The sequence below is a fragment of the Burkholderia sp. 22PA0106 genome (genome assembly GCF_047497155.1).
Taxonomy (GTDB): domain Bacteria; phylum Pseudomonadota; class Gammaproteobacteria; order Burkholderiales; family Burkholderiaceae; genus Burkholderia.
Window position 1 is genome coordinate 3,034,439 of record NZ_CP163163.1, and the last position, 25,340, is coordinate 3,059,778.

Annotated in this window: 28 protein-coding genes; 12 read left to right on the plus strand and 16 right to left on the minus strand. The window is 69.2% G+C overall.

The genetic code is table 11. The features are described 5' to 3' along the window. Window positions 1-14: 14 nt before the first annotated feature. The 5 genes from AB4850_RS28410 to AB4850_RS28430 all read right to left on the minus strand — a co-directional run bounded on the left by AB4850_RS28410 (window position 15) and on the right by AB4850_RS28430 (window position 5,258). Complete coding sequence (locus AB4850_RS28410) at window positions 15-416, minus strand: GtrA family protein (protein WP_414442751.1); 402 nt, start codon at window positions 414-416, stop codon at window positions 15-17. A gap of 1 nt (window position 417) precedes the next feature. Beyond that, window positions 418-1,467 carry a glycosyltransferase gene (locus AB4850_RS28415; protein WP_414442752.1) on the minus strand — a complete coding sequence of 350 codons (1,050 nt, stop codon included), beginning with the start codon at window positions 1,465-1,467 and terminating at the stop codon, window positions 418-420. A 484-nt stretch (window positions 1,468-1,951) separates the two neighbouring features. Further along, complete coding sequence (gene pdxA / locus AB4850_RS28420; RefSeq protein WP_414442753.1) at window positions 1,952-2,953, minus strand: 4-hydroxythreonine-4-phosphate dehydrogenase PdxA; 1,002 nt, start codon at window positions 2,951-2,953, stop codon at window positions 1,952-1,954. Window positions 2,954-2,985: 32 nt separating this feature from the next. Further along, a complete protein-coding gene (locus AB4850_RS28425; RefSeq protein ID WP_414442754.1) occupies window positions 2,986-4,263 on the minus strand; it encodes a four-carbon acid sugar kinase family protein in 1,278 nt (425 codons plus the stop codon). Then, window positions 4,263-5,258 carry a 2-keto-3-deoxygluconate permease gene (locus AB4850_RS28430; protein WP_414442755.1) on the minus strand — a complete coding sequence of 332 codons (996 nt, stop codon included), beginning with the start codon at window positions 5,256-5,258 and terminating at the stop codon, window positions 4,263-4,265. The genes AB4850_RS28425 and AB4850_RS28430 overlap by 1 nt, the downstream gene beginning before the upstream one ends. 272 nt (window positions 5,259-5,530) lie before the next feature. Between AB4850_RS28430 and AB4850_RS28435 the strand changes: the two genes are divergently transcribed. Continuing rightward, a complete protein-coding gene (locus AB4850_RS28435) occupies window positions 5,531-6,301 on the plus strand; it encodes a DeoR/GlpR family DNA-binding transcription regulator (protein ID WP_414442756.1) in 771 nt (256 codons plus the stop codon). 120 nt (window positions 6,302-6,421) lie between these two features. Here the strand turns inward: AB4850_RS28435 and AB4850_RS28440 are convergent, their stop codons facing one another. Further along, window positions 6,422-7,159, minus strand: a complete 738-nt coding sequence (locus tag AB4850_RS28440) for a glutamine amidotransferase (protein WP_414442757.1) — start codon at window positions 7,157-7,159, stop codon at window positions 6,422-6,424. A gap of 92 nt (window positions 7,160-7,251) precedes the next feature. Here AB4850_RS28440 and AB4850_RS28445 point away from each other — a divergent pair, with 92 nt between their 5' ends. Next, a complete protein-coding gene (locus AB4850_RS28445; RefSeq protein ID WP_414442758.1) occupies window positions 7,252-8,169 on the plus strand; it encodes a LysR family transcriptional regulator in 918 nt (305 codons plus the stop codon). Window positions 8,170-8,196: 27 nt separating this feature from the next. Here the strand turns inward: AB4850_RS28445 and AB4850_RS28450 are convergent, their stop codons facing one another. Together AB4850_RS28450 and AB4850_RS28455 are read right to left on the minus strand one after the other, a co-directional pair. After that, window positions 8,197-8,751: a hypothetical protein gene (locus AB4850_RS28450; protein WP_414442759.1), complete on the minus strand. Its 555-nt coding sequence runs from the start codon at window positions 8,749-8,751 to the stop codon at window positions 8,197-8,199. A 170-nt stretch (window positions 8,752-8,921) separates the two neighbouring features. After that, a complete protein-coding gene (locus AB4850_RS28455) occupies window positions 8,922-9,308 on the minus strand; it encodes a DUF3592 domain-containing protein (protein ID WP_414442760.1) in 387 nt (128 codons plus the stop codon). Window positions 9,309-9,493: 185 nt separating this feature from the next. Between AB4850_RS28455 and AB4850_RS28460 the strand changes: the two genes are divergently transcribed. The 3 genes from AB4850_RS28460 (at window position 9,494) to AB4850_RS28470 (ending at window position 11,458) form a co-directional block, all read left to right on the plus strand. Beyond that, a complete protein-coding gene (locus AB4850_RS28460; protein ID WP_414442761.1) occupies window positions 9,494-9,763 on the plus strand; it encodes a hypothetical protein in 270 nt (89 codons plus the stop codon). 125 nt (window positions 9,764-9,888) lie between these two features. After that, window positions 9,889-10,101, plus strand: a complete 213-nt coding sequence (locus AB4850_RS28465) for a hypothetical protein (protein ID WP_414445638.1) — start codon at window positions 9,889-9,891, stop codon at window positions 10,099-10,101. A 115-nt stretch (window positions 10,102-10,216) separates the two neighbouring features. Beyond that, the gene (locus AB4850_RS28470) at window positions 10,217-11,458 is read left to right on the plus strand and encodes a serine hydrolase (protein WP_414442762.1); all 1,242 of its coding nucleotides are present in this window, start codon (window positions 10,217-10,219) and stop codon (window positions 11,456-11,458) included. 16 nt (window positions 11,459-11,474) lie between these two features. On the opposite strand, the gene AB4850_RS28475 is transcribed toward AB4850_RS28470, so the two are convergent. Next, window positions 11,475-12,035, minus strand: a complete 561-nt coding sequence (locus tag AB4850_RS28475) for an ecotin family protein (protein WP_414442763.1) — start codon at window positions 12,033-12,035, stop codon at window positions 11,475-11,477. A 168-nt stretch (window positions 12,036-12,203) separates the two neighbouring features. On the opposite strand from AB4850_RS28475, the gene AB4850_RS28480 reads away from it, so the two are divergent. After that, on the plus strand, window positions 12,204-12,554 hold the full coding sequence (locus tag AB4850_RS28480; protein WP_414442764.1) for a hypothetical protein: 351 nt from the start codon (window positions 12,204-12,206) through the stop codon (window positions 12,552-12,554). Between the two features lie 150 nt (window positions 12,555-12,704). Here the strand turns inward: AB4850_RS28480 and AB4850_RS28485 are convergent, their stop codons facing one another. Beyond that, window positions 12,705-13,061 carry an ecotin precursor gene (locus tag AB4850_RS28485; RefSeq protein WP_414442765.1) on the minus strand — a complete coding sequence of 119 codons (357 nt, stop codon included), beginning with the start codon at window positions 13,059-13,061 and terminating at the stop codon, window positions 12,705-12,707. A gap of 183 nt (window positions 13,062-13,244) precedes the next feature. Between AB4850_RS28485 and AB4850_RS28490 the strand changes: the two genes are divergently transcribed. The 3 genes from AB4850_RS28490 to AB4850_RS28500 all read left to right on the plus strand — a co-directional run bounded on the left by AB4850_RS28490 (window position 13,245) and on the right by AB4850_RS28500 (window position 15,767). Beyond that, window positions 13,245-13,628 (plus strand): DUF5594 family protein, encoded by a 384-nt coding sequence (locus tag AB4850_RS28490; RefSeq protein ID WP_414442766.1) that lies wholly within the window; start codon window positions 13,245-13,247, stop codon window positions 13,626-13,628. A gap of 147 nt (window positions 13,629-13,775) precedes the next feature. Then, window positions 13,776-14,279, plus strand: a complete 504-nt coding sequence (locus AB4850_RS28495) for a YbhB/YbcL family Raf kinase inhibitor-like protein (RefSeq protein ID WP_414442767.1) — start codon at window positions 13,776-13,778, stop codon at window positions 14,277-14,279. A gap of 117 nt (window positions 14,280-14,396) precedes the next feature. Continuing rightward, complete coding sequence (locus tag AB4850_RS28500) at window positions 14,397-15,767, plus strand: MFS transporter (protein WP_414442768.1); 1,371 nt, start codon at window positions 14,397-14,399, stop codon at window positions 15,765-15,767. A 100-nt stretch (window positions 15,768-15,867) separates the two neighbouring features. On the opposite strand, the gene otsA is transcribed toward AB4850_RS28500, so the two are convergent. Then, window positions 15,868-17,283: an alpha,alpha-trehalose-phosphate synthase (UDP-forming) gene (otsA, locus tag AB4850_RS28505; protein WP_414442769.1), complete on the minus strand. Its 1,416-nt coding sequence runs from the start codon at window positions 17,281-17,283 to the stop codon at window positions 15,868-15,870. A 135-nt stretch (window positions 17,284-17,418) separates the two neighbouring features. Beyond that, window positions 17,419-17,640: a hypothetical protein gene (locus tag AB4850_RS28510; RefSeq protein WP_414442770.1), complete on the minus strand. Its 222-nt coding sequence runs from the start codon at window positions 17,638-17,640 to the stop codon at window positions 17,419-17,421. Between the two features lie 287 nt (window positions 17,641-17,927). Between AB4850_RS28510 and AB4850_RS28515 the strand changes: the two genes are divergently transcribed. Together AB4850_RS28515 and AB4850_RS28520 are read left to right on the plus strand one after the other, a co-directional pair. Continuing rightward, window positions 17,928-18,560 carry a hypothetical protein gene (locus tag AB4850_RS28515; protein WP_414442771.1) on the plus strand — a complete coding sequence of 211 codons (633 nt, stop codon included), beginning with the start codon at window positions 17,928-17,930 and terminating at the stop codon, window positions 18,558-18,560. Further along, entirely contained in the window at window positions 18,557-19,057 is a 501-nt protein-coding gene (locus tag AB4850_RS28520) for a hypothetical protein (RefSeq protein ID WP_414442772.1), read from the plus strand. The genes AB4850_RS28515 and AB4850_RS28520 overlap by 4 nt, the downstream gene beginning before the upstream one ends. A gap of 106 nt (window positions 19,058-19,163) precedes the next feature. On the opposite strand, the gene AB4850_RS28525 is transcribed toward AB4850_RS28520, so the two are convergent. Together AB4850_RS28525 and AB4850_RS28530 are read right to left on the minus strand one after the other, a co-directional pair. Next, window positions 19,164-20,492 (minus strand): AAA-associated domain-containing protein, encoded by a 1,329-nt coding sequence (locus tag AB4850_RS28525; RefSeq protein ID WP_414442773.1) that lies wholly within the window; start codon window positions 20,490-20,492, stop codon window positions 19,164-19,166. A gap of 22 nt (window positions 20,493-20,514) precedes the next feature. Continuing rightward, window positions 20,515-22,275 (minus strand): ABC transporter permease, encoded by a 1,761-nt coding sequence (locus AB4850_RS28530; protein ID WP_414442774.1) that lies wholly within the window; start codon window positions 22,273-22,275, stop codon window positions 20,515-20,517. Window positions 22,276-22,782: 507 nt separating this feature from the next. Here AB4850_RS28530 and AB4850_RS28535 point away from each other — a divergent pair. After that, window positions 22,783-23,049 (plus strand): hypothetical protein, encoded by a 267-nt coding sequence (locus AB4850_RS28535; RefSeq protein WP_414442775.1) that lies wholly within the window; start codon window positions 22,783-22,785, stop codon window positions 23,047-23,049. 163 nt (window positions 23,050-23,212) lie between these two features. On the opposite strand, the gene AB4850_RS28540 is transcribed toward AB4850_RS28535, so the two are convergent. Together AB4850_RS28540 and AB4850_RS28545 are read right to left on the minus strand one after the other, a co-directional pair. Next, entirely contained in the window at window positions 23,213-24,526 is a 1,314-nt protein-coding gene (locus tag AB4850_RS28540; protein ID WP_414442776.1) for an ATP-binding protein, read from the minus strand. Next, window positions 24,510-25,235, minus strand: a complete 726-nt coding sequence (locus AB4850_RS28545; RefSeq protein WP_414442777.1) for a response regulator — start codon at window positions 25,233-25,235, stop codon at window positions 24,510-24,512. The genes AB4850_RS28540 and AB4850_RS28545 overlap by 17 nt, the downstream gene beginning before the upstream one ends. Window positions 25,236-25,340 lie beyond the last annotated feature (105 nt).

A 25,340-nucleotide genomic window follows, 5' to 3' on the forward strand; every position in this document is an offset into this window, starting at 1 on the left:
GAGGAATCCGGAATTTACGGCCGCGCCGAACGCCGGAACACCCACCACTTGGCGCTGGCGAAGTTCACGGCCATCCCGGCGATCGAGCCGACCGCGACGCCGGCGAACGGCAGCCAGCGCGTGGCCGGGAAGTTCAGCACGACGGCGCTGTAGGCGGCGTAGTTCACCGCGCCGCCGAGCGACATGGCCAACAGGTATTGCCACCATTCGCGCCAGGCCGAGCCGCGTGGCGCGTCGGATTGGCGGAACGTGTAGCGGCGGTTGATCTGCCAGGTGGTCCAGACCGCCGCGAGGAACGACAGCGCGCGCCCGACGAAATAGCCCTGCCCGGCGGCGAGTGCGAGCCAGAGCACCGACGCGTCGACGGCAAAGCCGAGCGCGCCCGCGATCAGGAAGCGGAACAGCTGACGGCGCATCTCAGCGGCGCGAGCGCAGATGCAGCGGCCCGGGCTCGGCCAGGTAGGCGAAGCGCTTGGTCTCGCTGCGGCCGCGCGTGACGGTGTCGAGCACGATGCCGCAGGTCAGGAACATCGCCCCGGCCAGCATGATCGCCACCGACAGCACGGCGGTGGGCAGGCGCGGCACGAGCCCCGTCTTCAAATACGTATCGAGCAGCGGCAGCGCCAGCCCGACGGACAGCAACCCGCACAGCAGCGCGCCCACGGAGAAGAACGCCAGCGGCTTCTCGGCCTTGAGCAGACGCAGGATCGTCAGCAGAATCCGGAAGCCGTCGCGATAGGTGTTGAGCTTGCTCTCCGAGCCTTCCGGCCGCGAGCGATAGACGGTATCGATCTCGGCCACCGGCATGCGCAACTCGAGCGTATGCACGGTCAGTTCGGTCTCGATCTCGAAACCGCTGGCGTGCGCCGGGAACGATTTGACGAAGCGGCGCGAGAACGCGCGATAGCCGGACAGCATGTCGGTGAAGGTCCGCCCGAACAGCCAGGCCGCGCACGAGGTCAGCATCCAGTTGCCGAAGCGATGGCCGGCGCGGTAGGCCGCCTGCTCGTCGGTGCGGCGCGTGCCGACCACCATGTCGCGCCCGTCGATCAGCACGCCGTCGATCAGCGCCTGGGCGGCGGTGGCGTCGTAGGTGTCGTCGCCGTCGACGAGCACGTACACGTCGGCCTCGATATCGGCGAACATGCGGCGGATCACGCTGCCCTTGCCCTGATCGCGCACGCCGCTCACCACGGCGCCGGCACCGCGGGCCACCCCGGCGGTGCCGTCGGTCGAGTTGTTGTCGAACACGTAGACGGTCGCGCCCGGCACGGTGCGCTGGAAATCGGCCACCACGGCCGCGATCGTCACGGCTTCGTTGTAGCAGGGCACGAGGATGGCAACCGTTGGTGCGGCGGCCCCGGCGTTCGTCGGGGCGGATCGTGCATCGGCTTGCGGTTCGCCCGCCGCCCGGCCCGCGGGCAACTGCCCCTCGGCCCGGCCGTCCAGCATGGTTGTCGTGGTCATCATTCTTTCCGCAAGGCCGGTCGGCGCCGGCCTTGTCATTCAGGGCATCGTGCCCCCGTTGGGGCGACGGCGGCCCGGCATCGCCGCCGCATCGAATCCGTGCCCGGCTGCCCGATTCCGCCGGGTCGAAAAACAGCGTGCGATTCTACCTTACGCGGCATGACGCGCCGGAGCCGGCCGCCGCGCGCGGCAACCGCCCCGGCACGATGCGGGCGTGCGCAGGATGACGGGATCGAAGGAAAAACACGGGCCGCCACGCAGCAAATCGCTGCGCAGGCTTGGGCCGACTCGGGGCCGCCAGCCGCCGAAACATCCGGCAGAGCGCCGGAAAGGAAGGAAGAAGCCACACCTCGACGCGTCACGCGATAGGCGACGCGCCTCCCCATGACCACGCGGGCCGCCGGGGGAAGCGGCCCGCTTCGTCATCGGCCGGCACGCGCAGGGGAGTCGCGAGCCGGCCCGGGCGGCGCGCAGCGCGCCGCTTTCAGGTGCGGCGCGTCGCCAGTTCGGCGCCCTGGCGCAGCGCTTCGAGCATGCTGCCTTCGTCGGCGATGCCCTTGCCGGCGATGTCGAACGCGGTGCCGTGGTCCACCGAGGTGCGCACCACGTCCAGCCCGACCGTCACGTTGACGCCGGCTTCGAGGCCGAGCACCTTGACCGGGCCGTGACCCTGATCGTGATACATCGCCACCACCAGGTCGAAATCGCCACGGCCGGCGCGGTAGAACAGCGTGTCGGCGGGCAGCGGGCCGGTCACGTCGAGGCCGCGTTCCTGCAGTAGCGTCACGGCCGGGATGATCTTCTCCTCTTCTTCGCCATAGCCGAACAGGCCGTTCTCGCCCGCATGCGGATTGATGCCGCACACGCCGATGCGCGGCTTTGCAATGCCGGCCTTGATCAGCGTGGCGTTGCCGCGCTCGATCGTGCGTTGCACGAGGCCCGGCTCGATCTTGCGGATCGCGTCGATGATGCCGATGTGGGTCGTGACGTGGATCACGCGCAGTTGCGGCGCGACCAGCATCATCGACACTTCCTCGACGCCCGTCAGGTGCGCCAGCATTTCGGTGTGGCCCGGGAACTTGTGGCCGCCGGCATGCAGCGCTTCCTTGTTCAGCGGCGCGGTGCAGATCGCGTCGATCTGGTTGGCCTGCGCCAGCTCGACGGCGCGCGCGATGTAGCGATAGGCCGCATCGCCCGCCACCGGCGAGAGCTGGCCGAACGGCAGGTCGGCGGGAATCAGTTCGAGGTCGATGCAGTCGATCGTGCCGCGCTCGTAGCGCGCCTGCGCGGCGCCCTCGATGCGACGCACGGTGGCCTGCACCCCGGTGATCTCGATCGCGCGCTCCAGCCGGCGCGCATCGCCGATCACGAGCGGGCGGCATTGCTGGTAGACGGTGTCGTGCACGAGGCTCTTGACGACGACCTCGGGGCCCACGCCGCTCGCGTCGCCCATCGTGATGCCAATTACAGGAAGATAGTTGCTCATGATGTGTTTCGTTCAGGGTGGATTCGTGGGGTTCAGGCGCTGCGGCGCGCCGTGGGCATCTGCTCGCCGCGCAGGTGCCGCCAGGCGCCGAGCAGCGCGTGTTCGGTGCCGAACGCGCCGGCCTTGGTGACGACGCGCGGGCCGAGGCCGTCGGCCGGGCGGCCGAGCGCAACACCCGCCTCGATCTCGCAGGCCAGTTCGAGGCCGCCGATTCGCGCGGCGGCCAGCATCGCGCGGGCGGTCTCGCCGCCGGTCACGATCAGGCCGCCGAGGCCGTCGACATACGGCGCGACGAGCGCGGCGAGCGCGTTCGACAGGTGCGAGCCTTCGGCCGGGTCGAACGCATCGTCGCGGCCGATGCGCACGATGGCGTCCTGCTGGCCGCGCAGGCACGCGCCGATGCGGTCGTGCCACGCGCGCCATTGCGCGTGGCCGCTGCCCTCGCGCAACACGGCCGGCGGCACGATGAATTCGGCGATGCCGGCCTCGGTGCGCAGCAGCACGCACTGACGCTCGGAGATCGCCGACAGGCTGCCGACCAGCGCCAGCAGCGGGCCGGCCACGGCGGCATCGGCCGGCGTTTGCGCCACCGGTTCGGCTGCGGATTCCCGTTGCGCCGCGAACAGGTCGGGCAGATCGGCGAGCTCGCGCGACAAGCCGCCCGAGCCGACCCAGAAGAACGGCGCGTCGATCGCGGCCGTGACGCGCGCGATCGCGGCCAGGTCCTCGCCGGTTTCGGCATCGACGACGATCGCGCTCGCGCCGCCCTGCGCCATTTCAGCGAGCAGTTCGGCGATCCGTTGCGGCGCGGCGCGCAGCGTTTCGAGCGCGACATGCTCGACGCGCAGGCCGGCCGATTCCAGCATCGCGCGCAGCGCGGCGTCCTGGCCGGCGTTGTCCAGTTGCCAGGTTTCGGTTTCCTCGAGCGGCACGCCGCGCACCATCACGCGGCCGTCGCGCACGGTGCGGCCGGTGGCCGGAAACGCGGGCGCGACGATGGCCGGGCCGGCCAGCGCAGCGAGCGCCGCCACTTCGGCCGCCCAGTTGCCGCGCAAGGTCGAATCGATTTTCTTGTAGAGCCGACGGCCCGGCGCCTGCAACGCCTGCCAGGCATCCGCCGCGCGCTGCGCCGCTTCGGCGGGCGTCAGGCGGCGCGTGTCGGTATCGACCGCCACCACCGCCGCCGGCCGCACCGGCACGCTCGCGTCGAGCGACACCACGGTGCGCCGCCCGGCCGCCGCGAACGCGATCGCGCAATCGGCGGCGCCCGACAGGTCGTCGGCAACAATCAGCAGACCGGACGTGCTCATCACGCGCCCTCTCGCACCGGGTTGCCGGCTCGCGCGCCGCCCTTGGCGTTGACGCGCTTGGCCACCGCGGCGGTGAGGATCGGCGAGGCGATCGCGGTCACCACCACGCAGGCCGCCACCAGCAGCGTGGCCGACTTGGCCGCTTCGGTGTACACGGGGTTGGCCGCCGCGATCAGCGCCGGCACCGCCGCCGCATTGCCCGCGGTATTGGCCGCCGCCACGCCGGCCACGCCGGTGCCGCCCGTCAGGCGATCGGCGATGTAGAGCGGCACGCCCGTCACGATCACCACCGCGACGCCGAGCAGGATGCCGAGCAGGCCGGCCTGCCAGACCTTGTGCAGATCGAGGCCGGCGCCGAGCGCCAGCGCGAAGAACGGGATCATGACCGGCACCGCGCGGCTCAGGAACGCGCGCATTTCGCGGTCGAGATTGCCAAGCAGCATGCCGAGCGCGAGCGGCAGGATGCTGCCGACCAGCGTGGGCCACGGGAACGCCGACAAACCGGCCACGCCGAGCGTGACCATGGTCAGGAACGGGCCGGATTCGAGCGACATGATGGTGTACGCGCCGACATCCTCCGAGCGGCCGTACTGGCCCATCAGCGCCATGTAGAGGCCGCCGTTGGTGTCGTTCATCGCGGCCACCACGGCCAGCGTCGAGATGCCCGCGAACAGGCCCGACGACACCGGCTGCTCGCCGAGGAAATGGCCCAGCACGATGCCCGTCACGATCGCCGCGCCGACCTTGGTCACGAACAGCGCCCCGCCCTTCTTCAGCAGGTAGGGCGTGGCCTTCACGTCGATGCTCGCGCCCATGCATACGTAGAACACGGCGAGGATCGGCAGCGAGCCGGTGAACAGCGCGTTGGTGAACGAGCCGAAGAATTTCGGCATGGTCGGCAGGAACGTCGCGATCAACGAGCCGATCAGCAGCGGGACGATCATCATCCCGCCCGGTACGCGCTCGATGGCGCGCTTGATGTGAATCTGAGCCATCCGTGTCTCCCCAGGCAGTTTCTGTTTGAATCGGTCACACTTTGACCGATTCGATCAAAACGGAGTGTAGCGACAACGTCGGGTTTGGGCAATTGCTCGTTCCCACGGGATTACCCTGATCGATTGGTGCAAAAAGTCGCTCCATATTGAGCGAATCGATCAAAATATCGGTCATTCGATCGGAGCGCGCCGGGCAGCCGCCGGGCGCGGGGCGTCCGCTACACTGGCGAGCCTCGTCTCCAGCAACCATCGAAACACTGCACAGGAACTTCATGAAAGTCGAGAAACGCCGCGAGGCGATGCTCAAGGCCGTGCTGTCCGGCATGAACGACGTCGCCGCGCTCTGCGAGCATTTCGGCATGTCCGAGGCGACCGTGCGGCGCGACCTGCGCGCGCTCGCCGACGAGCGGCGCATCGTGCGGACCTACGGCGGCGCGGCGTCGGTCGGCATGCACGAGCCGGAGGAATCGCTCGACACCCGGCGCGCGAGCTTTCGCGAACAGAAGGAAGCGATCGCGCGCGCGGCCGCGCGGCACGTGCAGGACGGCGACACGATCTTTCTCGATGGCGGCACCACCACCGCCGCGCTCGCGCGCTGGCTGTCGGGGCGGCGCGACATCCACGTGGTCACCAACAACCTGCTGGCCGTCACGACGCTGGCGATGGCCGAGGTGCGCGTGACGCTGCTCGGCGGCGACGTGCGTCCGTCCAGCATGAGCACGCTCGGGCCGATCGCGCAGTTGGCGCTGTCGCGCATCAGTTTCGACAAGGCGTTCCTGGGCGCGGATGGCGTGGTGGCCGGGCGCGGCCTGTGCGAGGCGTCGGCCGAGCAGGCCTATCTGAAGGAATGCATCGCCGCGCAGGCCGCGCAGGTGCTGGTGCTGGTCACGTCGAACAAGCTCGAACGCGCAAGCCAGCAGCACTGGACGCCGCTCGATCGCAACTGGACGCTCGTCACCGACGCGCAGGCCGAGGCCGCGCTGCTCGCGCGCTTCGAGCAGCGCGGCGAAGTGACGGTGGAGTGCGCAGTACAGGACGACTGAGGCAGGCGGGGGCGGCCGTGAAGCAGGCCGTGAAGCAGGCCGCGAAGCAGGCCGCGAAGCAGGCCGCGAAGCAGGCCGTGATAGCAGGCCGTGATAGCAGGCCTTAAAACAGCCCGCGCTTCAACAGCCCGCGCACAAACGCGCAAAACGCCCGAGCAGGCCGAACGCGACCGGCGTGGTCCGCACGCTCACGTTCGGCGGCACCGCGTCCGCGCCATGCTCGCCCGGCTGCGCGCGCAGGATCGCGAGATACGCCTCGATCGCCGCCTGCGGAAACTCCGGATGAAACTGCACGCCCCAGGTGCGCGCGCCGTAGCGAAACGCCTGGCACGGATCGGCCTCGCTCGCGGCCAGCAAGCGCGCGCCCGCAGGCAGACGATGAACGGACTGGTAATGCACGACCTGCGCGTCGAAACGGGCGGGCAGCGCGCCGAACAGCGGGTCCGCCGCCGCGTCGGCCGTCTTCGAGATCGACACCGTGCCGATCTCGAACCGCCCGTCGCGGCGGTCGCCCACCTCGCCGCCGAGCGCCTGCCCGAGCAATTGATGGCCGTAGCAGATGCCGAGCATCGCCGGGCCGTCGGCGGATTCGGCGGATTCGGCCAGCCAGCGCCCGAGCCGCTCGCTCCAGGCCTCGCGCGCCGTCACCATCGCATGCGAACCGGTCACGACGATCCCGGCGAAACCGCGCGGGTCGGGTAAGGCCTCGGCGCTGCGCGCGTCGAACCGCTCGACCGGCAGGCCCGCGTCCGGGTCGGACACGAGGCCGGCCTCGATCCAGTCGGCGAAATCATCGTGGGCGGCACGGATCGAGGCGAAGGTTTCGCCGGCGATCACGATCAGAAGCGGTTTTTTCATCGAACGGGCAACGATTGGCGGGACGGTGCGCCGATTGTACGCAGCCCCCCGGCGGCCGATAATACGCGCGACCGAGCAAGGACCTGTTCCCCGTGAGCACAAATCAGATTCCGCCGTTGATGGTCGAGATGGCGACCCTCGTCAAGGTCGCGGAGGCCGGCAGCTTCTCCGAGGCCGCGCGCCGGCTCGGCTCGACGCCGTCGGCGGTCAGCCGTTCGATCGCCCGGCTGGAGCGCGCGCTCGGCACGCGGCTGATCGTGCGCACCACGCGCCGGCTGCGCCTCAGCGACGAAGGCATGGAAGCGCTGCGCCATGCCACCGAGCTGGTGGCGGCCGCCAAATCGGTGATGTCGCTGGCCGAACGGCGCTCGGCCGAACCGGCCGGCACGCTGCGCATCAGTGCCCCGCGCGCGCTCGGACGCTTCCTGATCCATCCCAACATCCCCGATTTCCTCGCCGCGCACCCCTCGGTGGACGTGGTGCTGAAGCTCGACGACGGCCCGCTCGACCCCGCCGCCGATCAGGTCGACATCGTGTTCCGGATCACCGACGATCCGCCGCCCGGCCTGGTCGGCCGCAAGCTGCTGCGCATCGAGCATGTGGTGTGCGCGACGCCGGCCTATCTGGCGCGGCACGGCGCGCCCGCGCATCCGCGCGAGCTGGCCGCGCACAGTTGCGTGACGCTCAGCGAGGATCCGGTCGACACGCGCTGGCGCTTCGAGAAACAGGGAACGACGGTGGCTATCGACGTGCGCGGCCGCTACGTCGCCAATCATTCGGGCGTGCGGCTGGAGGCGGTGCTGGCCGATATCGGCATCGGCGGGGTGCCGCATTTCGTGGCGGCGGCGGCGCTGCAGGACGGCCGCGTCGCGCGCGTGCTGCCCGACTGGGTGTTCAAGACGAACTATTACGGCGACGCCTGGGCGTTCTGCTCGCCGAGCCGCCACACCGTGCCGAAGATCCGCAGCTTCCTGGCGTTCATCGCGCAGCGGATCGGGGCATCGGGCTGAGTGCGCCGTGACGTGGCGCGCCCGGCGTCAGTCGTCTTCGTCGTCGTCCTTGACCTTCGCCTTTTCCAGGTTCTTGACCATCTCGTCCTGAACCTGGCCGATCTTGCGCGTCATGTGCTGGACCATCTCCTGCTGCACGCGATGCACGTCCGGATCGACGCCGGGCGGCGCCGCGGCATGCAGCGCCGCATGCCCCGTCATGCCGATCATTTCGGTATCGGTCATCGGCCCGAGCGCGGAGATGTCGTACTGCTCCGCCAGCTCGGCCGAACCGGGCAGCGATGGTGCGTGCTGCGCGATGAATTGCATCGCGTGATGCTGCGGCGCGAGCGGGTGATGGGCGGCGACATGAGCCGAGTGCGGCGAGGCATCGGCCCCCGACGCCGTGCGGTTGCGCGGGCGCCCGCCCGCCGCGCGCTGCTGGGCCGCGAAGCTGGGCGGCATGTTCGACAGGTGGCCCATCGAGACGCGGCGCGTGTTGTCGCCGTGGTCCTGCCGCTGCCCGGGCGCGGGCTGCCGCGGGTCGGTGCGCGCGGTATCGACCGGCGCGTTCGTCAGGTTGCGAAGGTTTGTCGTCACCATGATGGCGGCCTGTGTCGGAAGGAAGCCGCTCATTTACACCCGAACGGCCGCGCTGCGCGCGCGACTTGGCGAAGCCGGCGACCGATATGCGAAACGGGCCGCCCGACGGCGCTTATGCACAGGCATCCGGCGTGCCGCGCCTGTGCATGAACCTCGCTTGCCGAGGTTTTTCAGCCGTAACGCCCGCGCGTGGGTGCGCCCCGAATGCCGCTCCACAGAAACGCCGCCGCCAGCACGCACAGGAACACCGACACACACCAGATATCCACCTCGTCATCGATCGATGCGCTCGCCTCGGGCGTCGCGGCACGCAGCCGAACCGGCACGCGCTGGCCGGGCTCCAGCGAGCGCCAGGTGCCGATCGGGTGCGTGTGATGCGTGCCGTCGGGCGCGTCGAAAGCCACCTCGGGATGATGGCCGCCGGCCAGCAGCCGCACCACCGTGCCGGTCACGACGGTGGACGACAGCCGGTAATCGACCGTGCGCCAGGTAAAGCCGGCGGCCACGATCGCCAGCACGGCCCCGACGACGAGAAACAGATGGTTCGAACGTCTCACTGCGATTGGCTCCCTCGAAACACAATGGTTGATATGACTTCCCTGCGATGACTTCCCCGCGATGGCTTCCCTGCCATGCGTTTCCTGCGGCGGCCGGCATCCCCGCCCATCTCCGCGCCGCGCTCGTGCGAAAATCCCGCCTTTGCCGCGCCCGGCGCGGCCCACGTCACACGAAAGGCGCCTTCATGAACATCAACGAACAAATCTCCGCGCTGACCGCCGCCGAACTGCAAACGGCCGGCGCCAGCCAGGCCACCGCGATCGCGCTGTCGGTGCTGCTGCGCCACCTGCGCTCGCCGCAGCTCGCGCAACTGCTGTCGTCGGCCTTCGAGAATCACGAGGCCGTGATGCTGCAATCGCCGTGGCCCGACCAGATGCTGCATTCCTACAAAGCCACCCGCCGCCTGCTCGAAGGCGCGGCCGGCGTCGAATCGCCCGACATCGCCAACGACTGATCGCGCCCCCGCGCGCCCAGCCCGCGTCTTGCATGGCGCGCCGCTTTGCTGCGATCATGGCGCCGTCGCGCCTCGCGCGGCCGGCGCTCACCACGTGCGTGCCGCCCTTGTTTCCGCTGCCGACGATGCCCACCGATTCCGACCAACCCAAGCGCCGCCCGTCCATCCGGACGCAGAACATCATCGCCGTGATTGCCGGCCTGATCACGTTCGCGGCCGGCGCGGGCTGGGTGATCTACAGCTATGTGGTCGATCGCGAAGCGCCCTATTTCGCGATCCCGCTGGTGTTCTCGGTGCCGGTGATCGTCGCGGTCGCGATCCGCAGTTTCTGGGACTGACACCCGTTGACGCCGCGCCGCATTCGACGCGGCGCGCGAATCTTTCCGTCATGCGCCTGTCCTATGCGCGACGCCGGCCAGCCCGGGCCGCGTCCGTCCAATTGCCGTCATCCGCATGATCTGCCAACTGCTTGCTTCCCTGCTGCGTCGCCCGCCTTCCGCGCGACGCCTTCTCGCCCTGGTCCTGATGACGTTCGCCACGGCGCTGCTGTCCGCGGTGTCCGGCCCGGCTTCGGCCACCACCGCACGCCACTGCGCCGCCCATCACGTCGCGCACGGCACACGCTGCGTCGCGCGGCCCGTCAGGCACGGCCATCATGCGACGGCGCTCAAGTCGCGCCGTCATCCCGTCGTGCACCGCAAACCGCGCCGCCGTGCGGTGCCCAAGCACGGCGTGGCATCGCACGAGCGCGTGCATCGCAAGCGCGCCGCGCGAGGCACGCACGCGAAGCGCAAGCCCCGGCATCCGCTGCATCCTCCGGTGCGCCATGCGGCGCGCGCCGGCGCGGCCGGTATCGAGCGCGGCGAGGCACCCGTCGCCGAGCAAAGCGCCGATCCGATCGGCCACTTCGCGAAGCCGCAACTGCTGGCTGGCTGCGGCTACTCGCCGGCCACCCGGCGCCTGCTGCGCTCGCGCTCGATCTACGTGGTGGACGAACGCACCGGCACCGTGCTGCTGGAGCGCAACGCCCAGCAGATCCGGCCGATTGCCTCGGTATCCAAACTGATGACGGCCGTGGTCTGGCTCGACCATCAGGCGCCGCTGGCGAAGAAAATCCGCGTCACCGCGGCGGACCGCGACACGATCAAATTCACCGGCTCGCGGCTGAAGGTCGGCTCGGTGCTGTCGCGCCGCGACATGCTGCATATCGCGCTGATGTCGTCGGAGAACCGCGCCGCCGCGGCGCTCTCGCGCGACTATCCGGGCGGCCGCCCGGCGTTCCTCACCGCGATGAACCGCAAGGCGCGCGCGCTCGGCATGAGCCATTCGCATTTCGTGAGCCCGACCGGGCTGTCGCCGCACAACGTCTCGACTGCCAGCGATCTCGCGAAATTGGTGGCGGCCGCCGACCACTACACGCCGATCCGCACGTTCTCGACCGATCGCGGCCAGATCGTGCGGCCGGGCCACGGCCAGTTGCGCTATGTGAATTCGAACGCGCTGGTGCGCGGCGGCGACCGCCGCATCACGCTGCAGAAAACCGGCTTCATCAACGAAGCCGGGCATTGCGTGGTGATGCGCTATCGGATCAACGGCCGGCCGGTGGACATGGTGCTGCTCGACGCCCCCGGCCCGCGTGATCATCTCGCCGACGCGATCCGCATCCGCGATTGGCTGGCCTGCTCGCTGCATTGAGCAGGCCGGGCCGCGTTCAGCGCACCGCCGCGCGGCCCACTTCGTTCGAGCCTTGCCAGAGCCGGTAGCGAACCTCGTAGCCCACCGGCGCATACACCACCACCGGCAAACGGCTGTCGTAGCGCAACAGGAAGCCGTCGCCGCGGCCGATCACGAACGCCGTTTGCGGCGCGGCCGACGGCGGACACGCCATCATGGTCGACACCACCGGCCCGACATCGGTCACGCGATACAGCGGATAGCCGGTGCCGGGCACCGTGTCGTGCTGCAGCCGCGCCGAAAAGCTGCGGACGTTGCAATCGGCCGGCAGCGTCTTGCCGACGATCACTTGCACACGCACGTCCTCTTCGAGCGGCAACGCCGGCAGCACGATCACCGAGCGCTGGAGGCCCGGTTGCGGGGCCGGAAACGACGTCAGCTCGACGTTGGCGGCCGTCGGCGGCACCGCTGCGACGGGGTTGGCGGGAACCGTGACGGGCGCCGGCGCGGGCGTGCCGGTTTGGGCGATGGCGGCGCTGGACGCGCACAGGGAAACGGCGAAAGCGGCGGCTGCGAACAGCCGGTTCGGACGATGCATGAGGATCTCCTGATCGAGCGGCGGGTGCCGAAAGGATTCACGCCGGCACGCCACGCCGTGGCGGCGCGCGCGGCGAGAGTCAAGCGATTGTAATCTCCTGACACAATTCGCCGCGAACCATGCACGCCCTGCCCTTTCTTACAGTCAGCACCTTTGGAGAACCCCATCATGCTGAGACTGCTCGGAACGCTCGGGATCGCAGCCGCCCTGGCAGGCTGCGTCGCCGCGCCTGGCGGCTATTACGACGGCTACGCCGATCCCTATTATTCGAACGGCTATGCCTACGGCCAACCGGCCTACGCGCCCGTCTACGGCACGGTGAACGTATGGGGCGGGGGCGGCGGGGGCTGGGATCGCGGCGGCTGGGGCCACGGTTGGCGTGATCGTGGCGGCTGGCACGGCGGTGGTGGCGGCTGGCATGGCGGCCGGGGCGGTGGTGGCGGCCACTGGCAAGGTGGCGGCGGCGGTGGCCGAGGAGGTGGCGGTCACGGCGGCGGCGGTGGCGGGCACGGCCGCTGATCGCGCTTCGGGGCGTCATTCACGCCCCGGATTGCAACCAGTTGTATCCGCGAACACCATCGTCACGCCATCGCATCAAACGACAACGCCCGCCCGGATCTCCCGGGCGGGCGTTGTCGATTCCGGACGCCTGCCGGCGTCCTGCCGCGCTTACCAGCCCGGCTGCTGATAGTAGCCCGGCGCCGGCTGCGGACCGCAAGGCACGTAGGCGTTGCGATAGCGGTCGAAGCAGGCGCCCGGGGGCGGGCCGGCATAAACCGGCTGGTACTGCGCCGGCTGATAAGCCGGTTGGGCATAAACCGGTTGCGCATAAGCCGGGGCTGCGTACACCGGTGCCGGCGCCACGGCCGACGACACGATCGCACCCAGCACGGCCCCGCCGATCAGCGCGCCGATCACGGCACCACCGCCCCCGCCGCCGTGCCAGCGTCCATGAGCCGAAGCCGGCCCTGCCACCGCAAGCGCACCGGCCGTTACCAGCACCGCGACAATTTTCTTGTTGATCATGTTGCTCTCCACTCAAGGTGGTACGTGATGAAACCCATTGTGGGACGAGTCCTCCGTAACAGGTGCAGCAAGTGGTAACGCCCGATTACGGCTGTAAAGCGTCACGAAAACAACCGTAAGCCGCCCCACAAACCGCATGCTAGGATTTTCGAGACACCAGAACGACTCTGCGGAGACGCCGCCATGGACCTCGATATCGCGCACCGGTTCGACGCCGAGTTCGCCCCCCGCATCGCCGAGCGCATTACCGCGCTGCTCGGCCCGCATATCCGCGCCGACGTGCGCCCCTACGGCGGCCACGGCCATCCCACCCATATCGACGTCACCAGCACCACGCCCGAACACGTGCGCGGCTATCCGCACGCGCTGCATCTGACGCTGACCTGGGATTCCGAGGAAATCGACCGGCTCGTCATCGACGATCACGACGGCACGCGCTTTGCGCGCTACCTCGACGCGCTCGCGAAGAAGCTGCCGGGATGGCAAAGCGCACGCGGTCTCGACTTCGGATCGCGTACCCAGACCGAACCCGCCGTGCTGCTCGGCGGCCTCGATTTCGAGGCCTGAACGGCGCGCGCGGCACGGCCCCCGCCTGGCGTCGCGCCCCGGAAGCCGGTGATACACTCGCCCGGTTCGCGTCGGCGCCACGGTGCCAGCCACGGCCGTTTCGGCGACGCGCCCGTTTCGTCGAACCCACGAATCCTGGAGGCTTCAATGGCTGAATTCCGGCTGCGGACCCACGCATTTCCCGAAGGCGGCTTGATGCCGAAAGCGCAGGAGTACAACCACGCCGGCTTCGGCGTCGACGGCGGCAATACGTCGCCCGCGCTGACCTGGGAAGGCGTGCCGGCCGAGGCGAAAAGCCTCGCGATCACCGTCTACGATCCCGATGCGCCCACCGGCAGCGGCTTCTGGCACTGGGTGGCCGTCAACCTTCCGGTCGGCACCACGGCGCTGCCGGAAAACGCGGGCGCGGCGGGCAGCACCACGCTGCCGGCCGGCACGGTGCAGGTGCGCAACGACTACGGCGACGAAGGCTTCGGCGGCGCCGCGCCGCCGCGTGGCGACGCCGCGCATCGCTACATCTTCACCGTGCACGCGCTGAAGGTCGACAGCCTGCCGATCACGCCGGACACCACCAACGCCGTGGCGCGCTTCATGATCCATCTGAACCAGGTCGCGTCGGCCAGCTACACGGGCCTGTACGCCCTGAAGTAAGCGCAGCGCCTCGGCGGTGGCGCCCGGCGCGCCGCCGCGTTCCCAACCGGTTGCGTCCGCAACCCGATCGAGCGGCGCCACGCCTCACGGCAACGCCGCCCGCACCCTCGCCCGCCCATGAACGCCGACGATAACGGCCTCCCCCTTCCGCAGCGCTACTGGGCAATCGCCTGCATCGCGCTCGGCATCACGCTGGCCGTGCTCGACGGCGCGATCGCCAATGTCGCGTTACCCACCATCGCCCACGACCTGCGCGCCTCCGACGCCGCCTCGATCTGGATCGTCAACGCCTACCAGCTCGCGGTCACCATCTCGCTGCTGCCGCTGGCCGCGCTCGGCGACCGGATCGGCTACCGGCGCGTCTATCTGGGCGGCCTGGCGTTGTTTACCGTGTCGTCGCTCGGCTGCGCGCTGTCCGATTCGCTCACCTCGCTCGCGGCGATGCGCGTGATCCAGGGCTTCGGCGCGGCCGGCATCATGAGCGTCAACACCGCGCTGGTGCGCATGACCTACCCGTCCCGGCTGCTCGGCCGCGGCATCGCGCTCAACGCGATGGTGGTGGCGCTGTCCTCGGCGGTCGGGCCGACAGTCGCCTCCGCCGTGCTGGCGGTGGCCGCGTGGCCCTGGCTGTTCGCGATCAACGTGCCGATCGGCATCGCGGCCGTCGCGGTCGGCCTGCGCGCGCTGCCGCCCGATCGCGGCCACGACGCGCCCTACGACTACCTCAGCGCACTGCTCAACGCGTGCGTGTTCGGCCTCGTGATCATGACCGTCGACGGGCTCGGCCACAGCCAGAATCACGCGATGGTGATCGCGAGCGGCATCGGCGCGGTGGTGCTGGGCTACGTGTTCGTGCGGCGGCAGTTGAACCAGCCCGCGCCGCTGCTGCCGGTCGACCTGCTGCGCATTCCGATCTTCGCGCTGTCGATCAGCACCTCGGTGGCGTCGTTCACCTCGCAGATGCTGGCGTTCGTCGCGCTGCCGTTCTGGCTGCAGCACACGCTCGGGCTGTCGCAGGTGGAAACCGGCCTCTACATGACGCCGTGGCCGCTCGTGATCATGGTGGTCGCGCCGCTGGCGGGCGTGCTGTCCGACCGCTATTCGGCCGGCATGCTCGGCGGCATCGGGCTCGGGCTGTTCGCGGCCGGGCTGCTCGCGCTCGCCATGCTCGGCGCGCATCCGGCGCCGTTCGACATCGTCTGGCGGATGGCGCTGTGCGGCGCGGGCTTCGGGCTGTTCCAGGCGCCGAACAACCGCACCATCCTGTCGTCCGCGCCGCGCCATCGCAGCGGCGGCGCGAGCGGCATGCTCGGCACCGCGCGGCTCACCGGGCAGACGCTCGGCGCGGCGATCGTCGCGCTGATCTTCGACATCGTGCCGGCGCGCGGCCCGACCCTCGCGCTATATGCGGCCGCCGCGTTCGCGGCCGTGGCGGCCTGCGTGAGCCTGCTGCGGCTCGGCGCCAAACCGCCCGCGCACGCGGGCTGAACGGCGGCCACTCGTCACTTCAACGAAAAACGGCGGCGCCGAAGCGCCGCCGTGGAAGGGATGCATGCCGGAGCGCACCGGCTTGCTGCCGGCCCGCGCCTCAGGCGTCCACGCGCCGGCCGACGCGGCGCGTGACCGAAGCGGCCGTGGCGACGCTGCGCAGGTCGGTCAGGAACGAATCGCGCCACACGCCGAGATCGTTGCGCTTGAGCGCGGCGAAGTTGCTGCCGTGACGCTCGCGGCGCTCGCCGAGCGGCATCGACAGTGCACGCTCCAGCGCATCCGACATCTGCGACAGATCCGACGGATTGACGATCAACGCGGCCGGCAGTTCGGCCGCCGCGCCGGCGAATTCCGACAGCACCAGCACGCCCGGATCGTCGGGATTCTGCGAGGCCACGTATTCCTTGGCGACCAGGTTCATGCCGTCGCGCAACGGCGTGACGTAGCCGACGTGCGCGTGGCGGAACAGCGCCATCAGCAGATTGCGTTCGTACTTGCGGTTCAGATACTGGATCGGCGTCCAGTCGAGCTGCGCGAAGCGGCCGTTGATGCGGCCGGCCTCGCGTTCGAGCGCCTGCCGGATCCGCTGGTAGGTCTGCACGTCCGAGCGCGTGGGCGGCGCAACCTGCACGAACGACACGCGGCCCTGCCAGCCCGACGCGTTGGTCAGCATCCGCTCGAACGCCTGGAAGCGCTCCACCAGCCCCTTCGAATAATCGAGCCGATCCACGCTCATCACCAGCTTGCGGTCGCGGATCGCATCGCGCAGCGCGGCCACCGGCTTGCGCTGCGCATGCTGCACGGCCGCCTCGGCGATCGCATCCGGATACACGCCGATCGGATAGGCGCCCACCTTCACCACACGGTTGTGCACGTGGAGCATGCCGTCGTCGGCCGCCGTGCCGATGCCGCGCCGCTCCAGGTAATCGACGAACGACTGCTTGTCCGATTCGGTCTGGAAACCCACCACGTCGTAGGCGCTCATGAAGCGCACCAGCTCGTCGTGCGGCGGCACCGTGCGCAGCACCTCGGGGGCGGGGAACGGGATGTGGAGGAAGAAGCCGATCGGGTTCTTCACGCCGAGCGCGCGCAGCGCATGCGCGAACGGCAGCAGGTGGTAGTCGTGCACCCAGATGATGTCGTCCGGCTCGATCAGCGCGACGAGCTGCTTGGCGAGCGTCTGATTCACGCGCAGATAACCTTCGTACTCCTGCCGATCGAAGCGCGCGAGATCCATCCGGTAATGGAACACCGGCCACAGCGTGGCGTTCGAGAAACCGCGGTAGTACTGGTCGTAGTCGCGCCGCGACAGGCCCACCGTCGCATAGGTCACGTTGCCTTCGCGCTCGATCACCGGCTCGCCGGCCTCGCCCACGATCTCGCCGTTCCAGCCGAACCAGATGCCGCCCGACTGCCGGAGCGCGTCGAGCACGCCCACGGCGAGACCACCCGCCGACGGACGTGCATCCTGACCTGCCGCCACGCGATTCGAAACCACGATCAATCTGCTCATATGGCCTGCCCCCTGTACTTGAATGAAGCGGTGCACGGACGCACCGATTCCTTCCGTCGCAGCACGCGGCATGCCTGGCGCGACGGGATGGAGATTCGAATGGACGAAATGCCGGGCGCGACGCGCGTCGATCGTTCAGGCGTCCTGTTCGGAGCCGAGATCGCGCTGATAGTCGAGCCCTTCGGGACGCGCCCCACCTTGGTTGTGTTCGCCGTCCGCCGGGCCGCCGGAGGCTTCGGGCGTCGTGTCCGACGACGCCGGAGCGGGCTGGCTGGCCGGAACCTCGGCGCGGCGCAAGCCGTCGTCGTGATCGGGGCGGGAAAGGCGCCGGGTTCGGCGCATGGCAGGGTGTCTCATCGAGCTGTAGGGCGTGTCGCCGTTGAACAGTCAGTGAAAACCCAGTGTAGGCTGGCCCGATCCATGCGGAGGTAACAATTACCTTCAATTTGTAACGACTCGACCCTCACCGCGCGATTTGTAAGACACTATGCGCCGACCGGCGCCGCGATCGGTTTTGCCCGCTTTTGCCGAATCGCAAACGTTTGTCCATCTTTTGCAATCCGGGTCGGATACTTGCAAGACAATGGCGGCCGGTGCCGCGCCACCTGCGGGCGCGGCGCATTCCAGACAGGACCGCATCCAGCATGAATTCACGCATCGCCATGCCCGGGCAGCCGGCCCGTCGCGCCGCGCGCCTCTCGCTTGTCGCACTCGTAGGCGCCGCGCTGGCCTCCACGCTGCTTTCCGGCTGCAGCTCCCTATATAGCGAAGGCGCCACCACCGGCGCCGGTATCGCCGGCGCCGCCATCGCCAGCAAGGTCACCAACAACGCCGCCGTCGCCTCCGGCATCGGCCTCGGCGCGGTGGCCGCCGCGCGCGCCGGCGTGCAGTACACCCAGCGCGTGGCCCACGCCTATTCGCAAGACCAGATCGCCAACGCAGCCGGCCCGATCGACGTGGGCGGCGTGGCACGCTGGTCCACCAACCACTCGGTGCCGATCGAGGAAGACGAACACGGCCGCGTGACCGTCAGCCGCCTGATCAGCGTCGGCCCGCTCGACTGCAAGGAAATCGTGTTCTCGGTGGACACCGATCCCCCGCGCGAGCCGAAAACGGCGCAAGCGGGCGCCGCCGCATCGGGCGCCGCCGTGCCGGCCGCCGCCCCCGCGCCGGAGCCGAGCAGCGCGTTCTACGTCGCGACGATCTGCCGTGACGGTCCGAAATGGAAATGGGCTTCGGCCGAACCGGCCACCGGGCGCTGGGGAGCGCTGCAATGATCCCGCTGCGCACCGCGGCGGTGGCTTGCGCGCTGGCGGCAGCCATCGCCACGCTGCCCGGCTGCGGCTCGGCCGGCGCGGCCAGCGGCGCGCTGGCCGGGGCGGCCACCGGGCTGGTCACGGCCAACCCGGCAATCGGGATCGGCGTCGGCATCGCCGTGCAGGCCGCCACCGACGAAGCCGTGAACCGCACCATGAAGCGTTTCCACGCCAACCAGCAAGCCGTGATCGCCACCACCGCGGGCGGCCTCGCGGTCGGTCAGGTCGCGCCGTGGAAGGTCAAGAACCGCCTGCCGATCGACAACGGCGAGGGCGAAGTGCGCGTGACGCGTGCGTTCTCCACGTCGCTCGCGCTCTGCAAGGAATTCGCGTTCTCGGTGAAGGACGGCGAGCACGCCGACTGGTATCTCGCCAGCGCCTGCGAAACGCCGCAAGGCGGCACCTGGGCCTGGGCCTCGGCCGAGCCGGCCGTCACGCGCTGGGGCGCGTTGCAGTAAGTGGCCGCTCAACGGCTGCAATCAGCGATCGTGGAAAAGCAAATGCGCGCGGGTCGCAAGACCTCGCGCGCATCGCGCACCACTCACCATCCGGCAACCACGCCGATCAGGACTCCACGTCCTCGAGGCTGAAGATCTCGGTCTGGTCGTTGTACGAGAAGATCTCGCCGTAACGGCCCCAGTCGATCACCGCATCGAGCGTCTCCTCGGCCGCGCTGTCGGACAGGAAATCCTCCAGCTCCTGCTCGAAGCGCACGCGCGGCGCGCGATGGCCCGGACGCTCGTTGAGCACCTTCTTGATCCGCGCCGCGAGCGGCACGTGGCGCAGCAGGTGATCGGCGAACATCATCTTGCGCTCCTGCGTGCCGAACTCGGCGAACACGCGCGCCGGCGGCGTCAGGAACACGTCGCCCTCGCGCACGTCGGCGAAGCCGAGGTGCTGCAGCACTTCGGCGATCGGGAACAGGTCGTCCACCTCCAGATGCAGCGAGCGCGCGATTTCGGGCATGTCGGCACGGCCGTGGTACGGCGCGGCGGCCAGCGTCTCGATCAGGCCGGCCATCAGGTTGGTCGACACGCGCGGCAGCCAGCTGTTGGCCTCCAGTCCCTTCTTGGTGGCCTCGCCGGTCTGGCGCGCCGTCATCTTCGCGTAGATGTCGTCCACCAGCTTGCGGAACGCCGGGTCCAGGCGGTTGCGCGGGTGCTTGAACGGCACCTTGATCTCGGCGATCACGCGGCCCGGGTTCGACGACAGCACCAGGATGCGGTCGCACATGAACACCGCTTCCTCGATGTTGTGCGTGACGATCAGCACCGACTTGATCGGCATGCGTCCCTGGGTCCACAGATCGAGCAGGTCGGTGCGCAGCGTTTCGGCCGTCAGCACGTCGAGCGCCGAGAACGGCTCGTCCATCAGCAGGATGGTCGGATCGACCACCAGCGCGCGCGCAAAGCCCACGCGCTGACGCATCCCGCCCGACAGCTCGCGCGGGTAGGCGTTCTCGAAGCCGTCCAGACCGATCAGATCGATCGCCGCCAGCGCGCGCTCGCGGCGATCGCGCGCGCCCACGCCGAGCGCTTCGAGGCCCGCTTCCACGTTTTGCAGCACGGTGAGCCACGGAAACAGCGCGAAGGTCTGGAACACCATCGCCACGCCCTCGGCCGGGCCGTCCAGCGGCTTGCCGAGATAGGTGACCTCACCGCCGGTCGGCTCGATCAGGCCGGCGATGATGCGCAACAAAGTGGATTTGCCCGAGCCCGAACGGCCCAGCAGGCCGACGATCTCGCCTTCGCGCAGCGACAGGTTCGCGCCGTCGAGCACCAGCAGCTCGCCCTGGCTCTTGTTGAAGCCCCGGCTGACGTCCTTGACGTTCAGGATCTCGTCGCCGAGGCGCGGCGGCACGGGCGGCGTCGGGGCAGCATTCGGATTTTGCATCGCGTTTCGCTCTCAATGAGTCTCAGTCGAGCCGCAGCTTGGCTTCGGCATAGGCGTACAGCGGACGCCACAACAGGCGGTTAAACAGGGTCACGAACAGGGACATGACCGTGATGCCCATGATGATCTTCGGGTAGTCGCCCGCGGCGGTCATTTGCGAGATGTACGCGCCCAGCCCGTGCGCCTGGATCTTCGTGTCGCCCCACTGCACCAGCTCGGAGACGATGCTCGCGTTCCACGCGCCGCCCGAGGCGGTGATCGCGCCGGTCACGTAATACGGGAAGATGCCGGGCAGGATCGCCTGGCGCCACCATTGCCAGCCGCGAATGCGGAAATTGGCGGCGGCCTCGCGATAGTCGTTCGGGTAGGACATCGCCCCGGCAATCACGTTGAAAAGGATATACCACTGGGTGCCGAGCACGATCAGCGGCGACAGCCAGATGTCCGGGTTCAGGTGGAAGCGCGCGATGACGATCACGAACACCGGGAACAGCAGGTTGGCCGGGAACGCGGCGAGGAATTGCGCGATCGGCTGGACCTTCTCGGCCAGCGCCGGGCGCAGGCCGATCCAGACGCCGATCGGCACCCAGATCACCGAGGCCACCGCGATCAGCAGCACCACGCGCAGCAGCGTGGCGAGGCCGAGCAGGAACACGTGGCCGACTTCGCCCCAGGTCACGCCGGTCGCCACGAACGACACCACGCGCCAGATCACGTAGGCGGTGCCGATCAGCACCAGGATCGACCAGCCGATGTCGGCCGCGCGCGAAGCGCGGCGCTCGACGCGCGGCAGCGCGAAACGCGAGGCGTCGAACGACGGCAGCCGGAACGGAATGCGCGCCGTGCGGGCCAGCAGCCAGCCGGCCGGCACCAGCAACTGGTGAATCAGGCGGGTGCGGCGCACCAGGTCGAGCAGCCAGGATTCGGGCGCGTCGCCCGAGCTGGTGTTCTCCATGCGGAACTTGTCGGCCCAGGCCACCAGCGGGCGGAACAGGAATTGATCGTAGGCGAGGATCACCACCGTCATCGACAGGATCACCCAGCCGATCGCGGCCATGTTCTTCTCGGTGATCGCCTGCGCCAGGTACGAGCCGACGCCCGGCAGCGTGATGGTGTGGTTGCCGACCGTGATCGCCTCGGAGGCCACCACGAAGAACCAGCCGCCCGACATCGACATCATCATGTTCCAGACCAGGCCCGGCATCGAGAACGGCACCTCGAGCTTCCAGAAGCGCTGCCAGGTGGTCAGGTGAAAGCTGCGCGAGACTTCGTCCAGGTCGCGCGGCACCGTGCGCAACGACTGGTAGAAGCTGAACGTCATGTTCCAGGCCTGGCTCGTGAAGATCGCGAAGATCGCGGCCAGCTCGGCGCCGGCCACGCGGCTCGGCACCAGCGCCAGGAAGAACGTGACCGTAAACGAGATATAGCCGAGCACCGGCACCGATTGCAGGATGTCGAGGATCGGCACCAGCACCATGCCGGCACGGCGGCTCTTGGCCGCCAGCGTGCCGTAGACAAGCGTGAAGACCAGCGAGGCGACCATCGCCGCCAGCATGCGCAGCGTGGTGCGCAACGCGTATTCGGGCAGGTTCGCCGGGTCGAGCGAGATTTTCTGGGTGGTCAGCGTGCCGATCGGCGCCATCGTTTCATGGAACCCGACGGCCGCCATCGCAATGACGCAGAGGATCAGCGGGAACGCGATGAAATCCCAGCGATTCGGCAGCACGCGCCACGCCGAGGCATTCGCGTTCGCGATCCGGTTCGGATTGAAACCAAAATCCATCAGGCACCCTCCCCGGCATGGCCGTGCTGAGCGAAATATGAGGCCATCATGCGTGCCCGGCCGGGCCGGCGCGCAAGTGCGGCGATTCTTTATGACCGACAAGCCGGGCGTGGGCTACCGCTGCCCCGCCCGCACACCACCTCGTGCCGGCGCCGTGCGGCACTCCCCACGGGCCGGACGCAACGACGGCAGACACTACACCACACCGAATGACAGGCACAAGCACGTGGCACGCAATGTGCGCACATCGCCCGGCAACGGCGGGCGAACCTCATGCAAATCGGCTGGAATGCGAGCTGACTGAAAGAAGCTGCAAGCGGGTTGCAACGTGTCGGGTGCGATGCAGGCCGAATTATGCCGTGATACGGGACGCGGGGAAACCCGCTCGGGCAAGGAAGCAACAGGCTTCACGCCGGCGGTTCGGCGCACCGCTTCCGAGCGCGCGCGGCGAAGCAGGTATGATCGGGTTTGCTTCGCAAGATCGAACGTCACAAGCAGGAGGGCTGAATGGCAGGAAATCTGGTTATCGTATGCCGCGATCAGGACGCCGATGCGTTCTATACGCTGATGCAGGAATACGGCGCGTTCCAGGCGCGGCTGTCGTCCACCGCGTGGTATCTGAACATGAACATCGTGCCGGAATCGTTGCAGGACGAGATCCTGGAACGGCTCGGCAAGTACACCACGCTGTATATCTTCGAGGCGACCACCGTCACCTACAACACCATCGACAGCCACGCCGCCGAAACGCTCGGCACGCTGTTCGGCGAGTAGGCGCACGCGTGCGGCATCGGGGAGGCGGCCAGGCCGCTTGCCCGGCGCCGTGCCTCCGCGCTCCGCTTTCCATTCCCGTTTGATCGATCCTGCCGCGTTGCGCGCCGCTCCTCGCGGCATTGCCGCCTGATTCGGCCGTACGCCCGCTTCCCGTCACGCCAAGTCAGGCGTCCGCCGGCTCCCGCTCCGGTTTCGGCATTGCGCCGAACGGAAACTCCATCGCCACCCGCAAGCCGCCCTGCTCCTGATTGCCGATCCGGCACTGGCCGCCCACGCGCTGCACGAGCCGCTCGACGATCGCGAGGCCGAGCCCGCTGTGGCCGTTGCCGCCGCGCGCCGGATCGAGCCGCACGAACGGCCGCGTGGCGTCGGCGAGATCGCGCGGCGCGATGCCCTTGCCGTGATCGCTGACGGTCAGCAGGTAGCCTTCCGCGGTGCGCTCGGTGGCGATCCGCACGGGCGGCGCGCCGTAGGCGTGCGCGTTGTCGAGCAGATTCGAGAGGATCCGGTCGAGCGTGGCGGTGGGCAGCCGGAAGCCCGGCCCGGCCGCCACCGCGATTTCCACCGGCGCCGCGTTGGGCGCGACCGCGCGATAGGTGCGCGCCATCCGCTCGCAGGCCTGATCGACCGCCACCACCTCGCTGCGATCGGCGCCGCCGTGCGCGAACACCAGGAACTGATCGACGATGTGCGACATGGAATCCACGTCGCGCACCACGCCGTCGCGCAGGCGCGCGTCGTCCATCATCTCGGCACGCAGGCGCATGCGCGCGAGCGGCGTGCGCAGATCGTGCGCCACGCCGGCCAGCATCACGGCCCGGTCGTTCTCGGCCCGCGACACCTGCTCCACCATGTGATTGAAGCCGCGCGTGAGCTGGCGCAGCTCGCGCGGCCCCTTCTCGCGCACCGGCGGCACCGGCATGCCGCGGCCGAAACGGCCGACCGCGCGCGCCAGCGAACGCAGCGGCTGCTGAAGCTGCCAGGCCGCGAACAGCGCGGCCATCACGGCCGCCGCGAAGATCATGCCGAGCCACAGCAGCATGCGGTCGCGCGAACGGCGCGGGTGCAGCGGCTGCGCCGGCACCACGATCCAGTTCTTGTCGGTCGGCTCCTTGACCCACAGCATCGGCGGCTTGCCGGGCGGCCCGATGCGCACCATGGTGCCCGGCGTCATGTGTTCGCGCAGATCCTCGATGAAGCGCCGCAGCGGCGGCGGCTTGTTCGGATCGTCCGGCGGCACGTCGGCGCTGTCGGACGGCACCAGGCGCACCCGCGACGGCAGCGGCAGATCGGGCGTGCGCTCGACGTGCTGGCGCACGGCATCGACGAGGAACGCCGCTTCCTCCACGGCGTAACGCGTTTGGGTTTCGCTGCGGTCGAGCCGGATCGCCAGGTACCAGGCGAAATGCGACAGCAGCAGGACGCCGACCACCAGCAGCGCGAGCCGCCCGAACAGCGAATCAATGGGTCTGCGCATGGGCCTCGCCGTTGGGCACGAACACGTAGCCGCGTCCGCGCACCGTCTGGATGAAGCGCGGCGTGGACGGATCGCTTTCGAGGATCCGCCGCAAACGCCAGACCTGCACGTCGATACCGCGATCGGTGCCGTCGTATTCCGGGCCGTGCAGCAGTTCGAGCAGGCGCTCGCGCGTGAGCGTGCGCAGCGCGTTGTTGACGAAAATCTTCAGCAGCGCGAATTCGCTGCTCGACAGCGTGGCCGGCTTGCCGTCCACCGACAGCGTGCGCGCCTGGAAATCGAGCACGAAGCGGCCGAACGCATAAGGCTCGCGCTGTTCGGGGGCCGCCGCCGAAGGCGTGGCGCGCCGCCGGCGCAGCACCGCCTGGGCGCGGGCCAGCAACTCGCGCGGGTTGAACGGCTTGCCGAGGTAATCGTCGGCGCCGAGTTCGAGGCCGACGATGCGGTCCACGTCGTCGGCACGCGCCGTCAGCATGATCACGGGGATGTCGTCGCCGGCCGCGCGCAGTTGACGCAGCGCGGTCAGGCCGTCGACGCCGGGCATCATCAGGTCCAGCACGATCAGGTCGGGGCGTTCGCGCTCGAGGCGCTTTTCGAGCGAGGCGGCGTCGTGCAGCACCGACACCTCCATGCCCTGACGCACGAGGTAGTCGCGCAGCAGGTCGCGCAGTTCTTGGTCGTCGTCGACGATGAGGATCTGGGTAGTCATGGCGTGAAGTTTACCGTGCGGGTTGGGGAAGGCGGCTGAAACATCTTCGCGAATGGGTTACTGCGAATTACCGCGCAAGGCAGATGTAATGCCCGGTAAACGCGG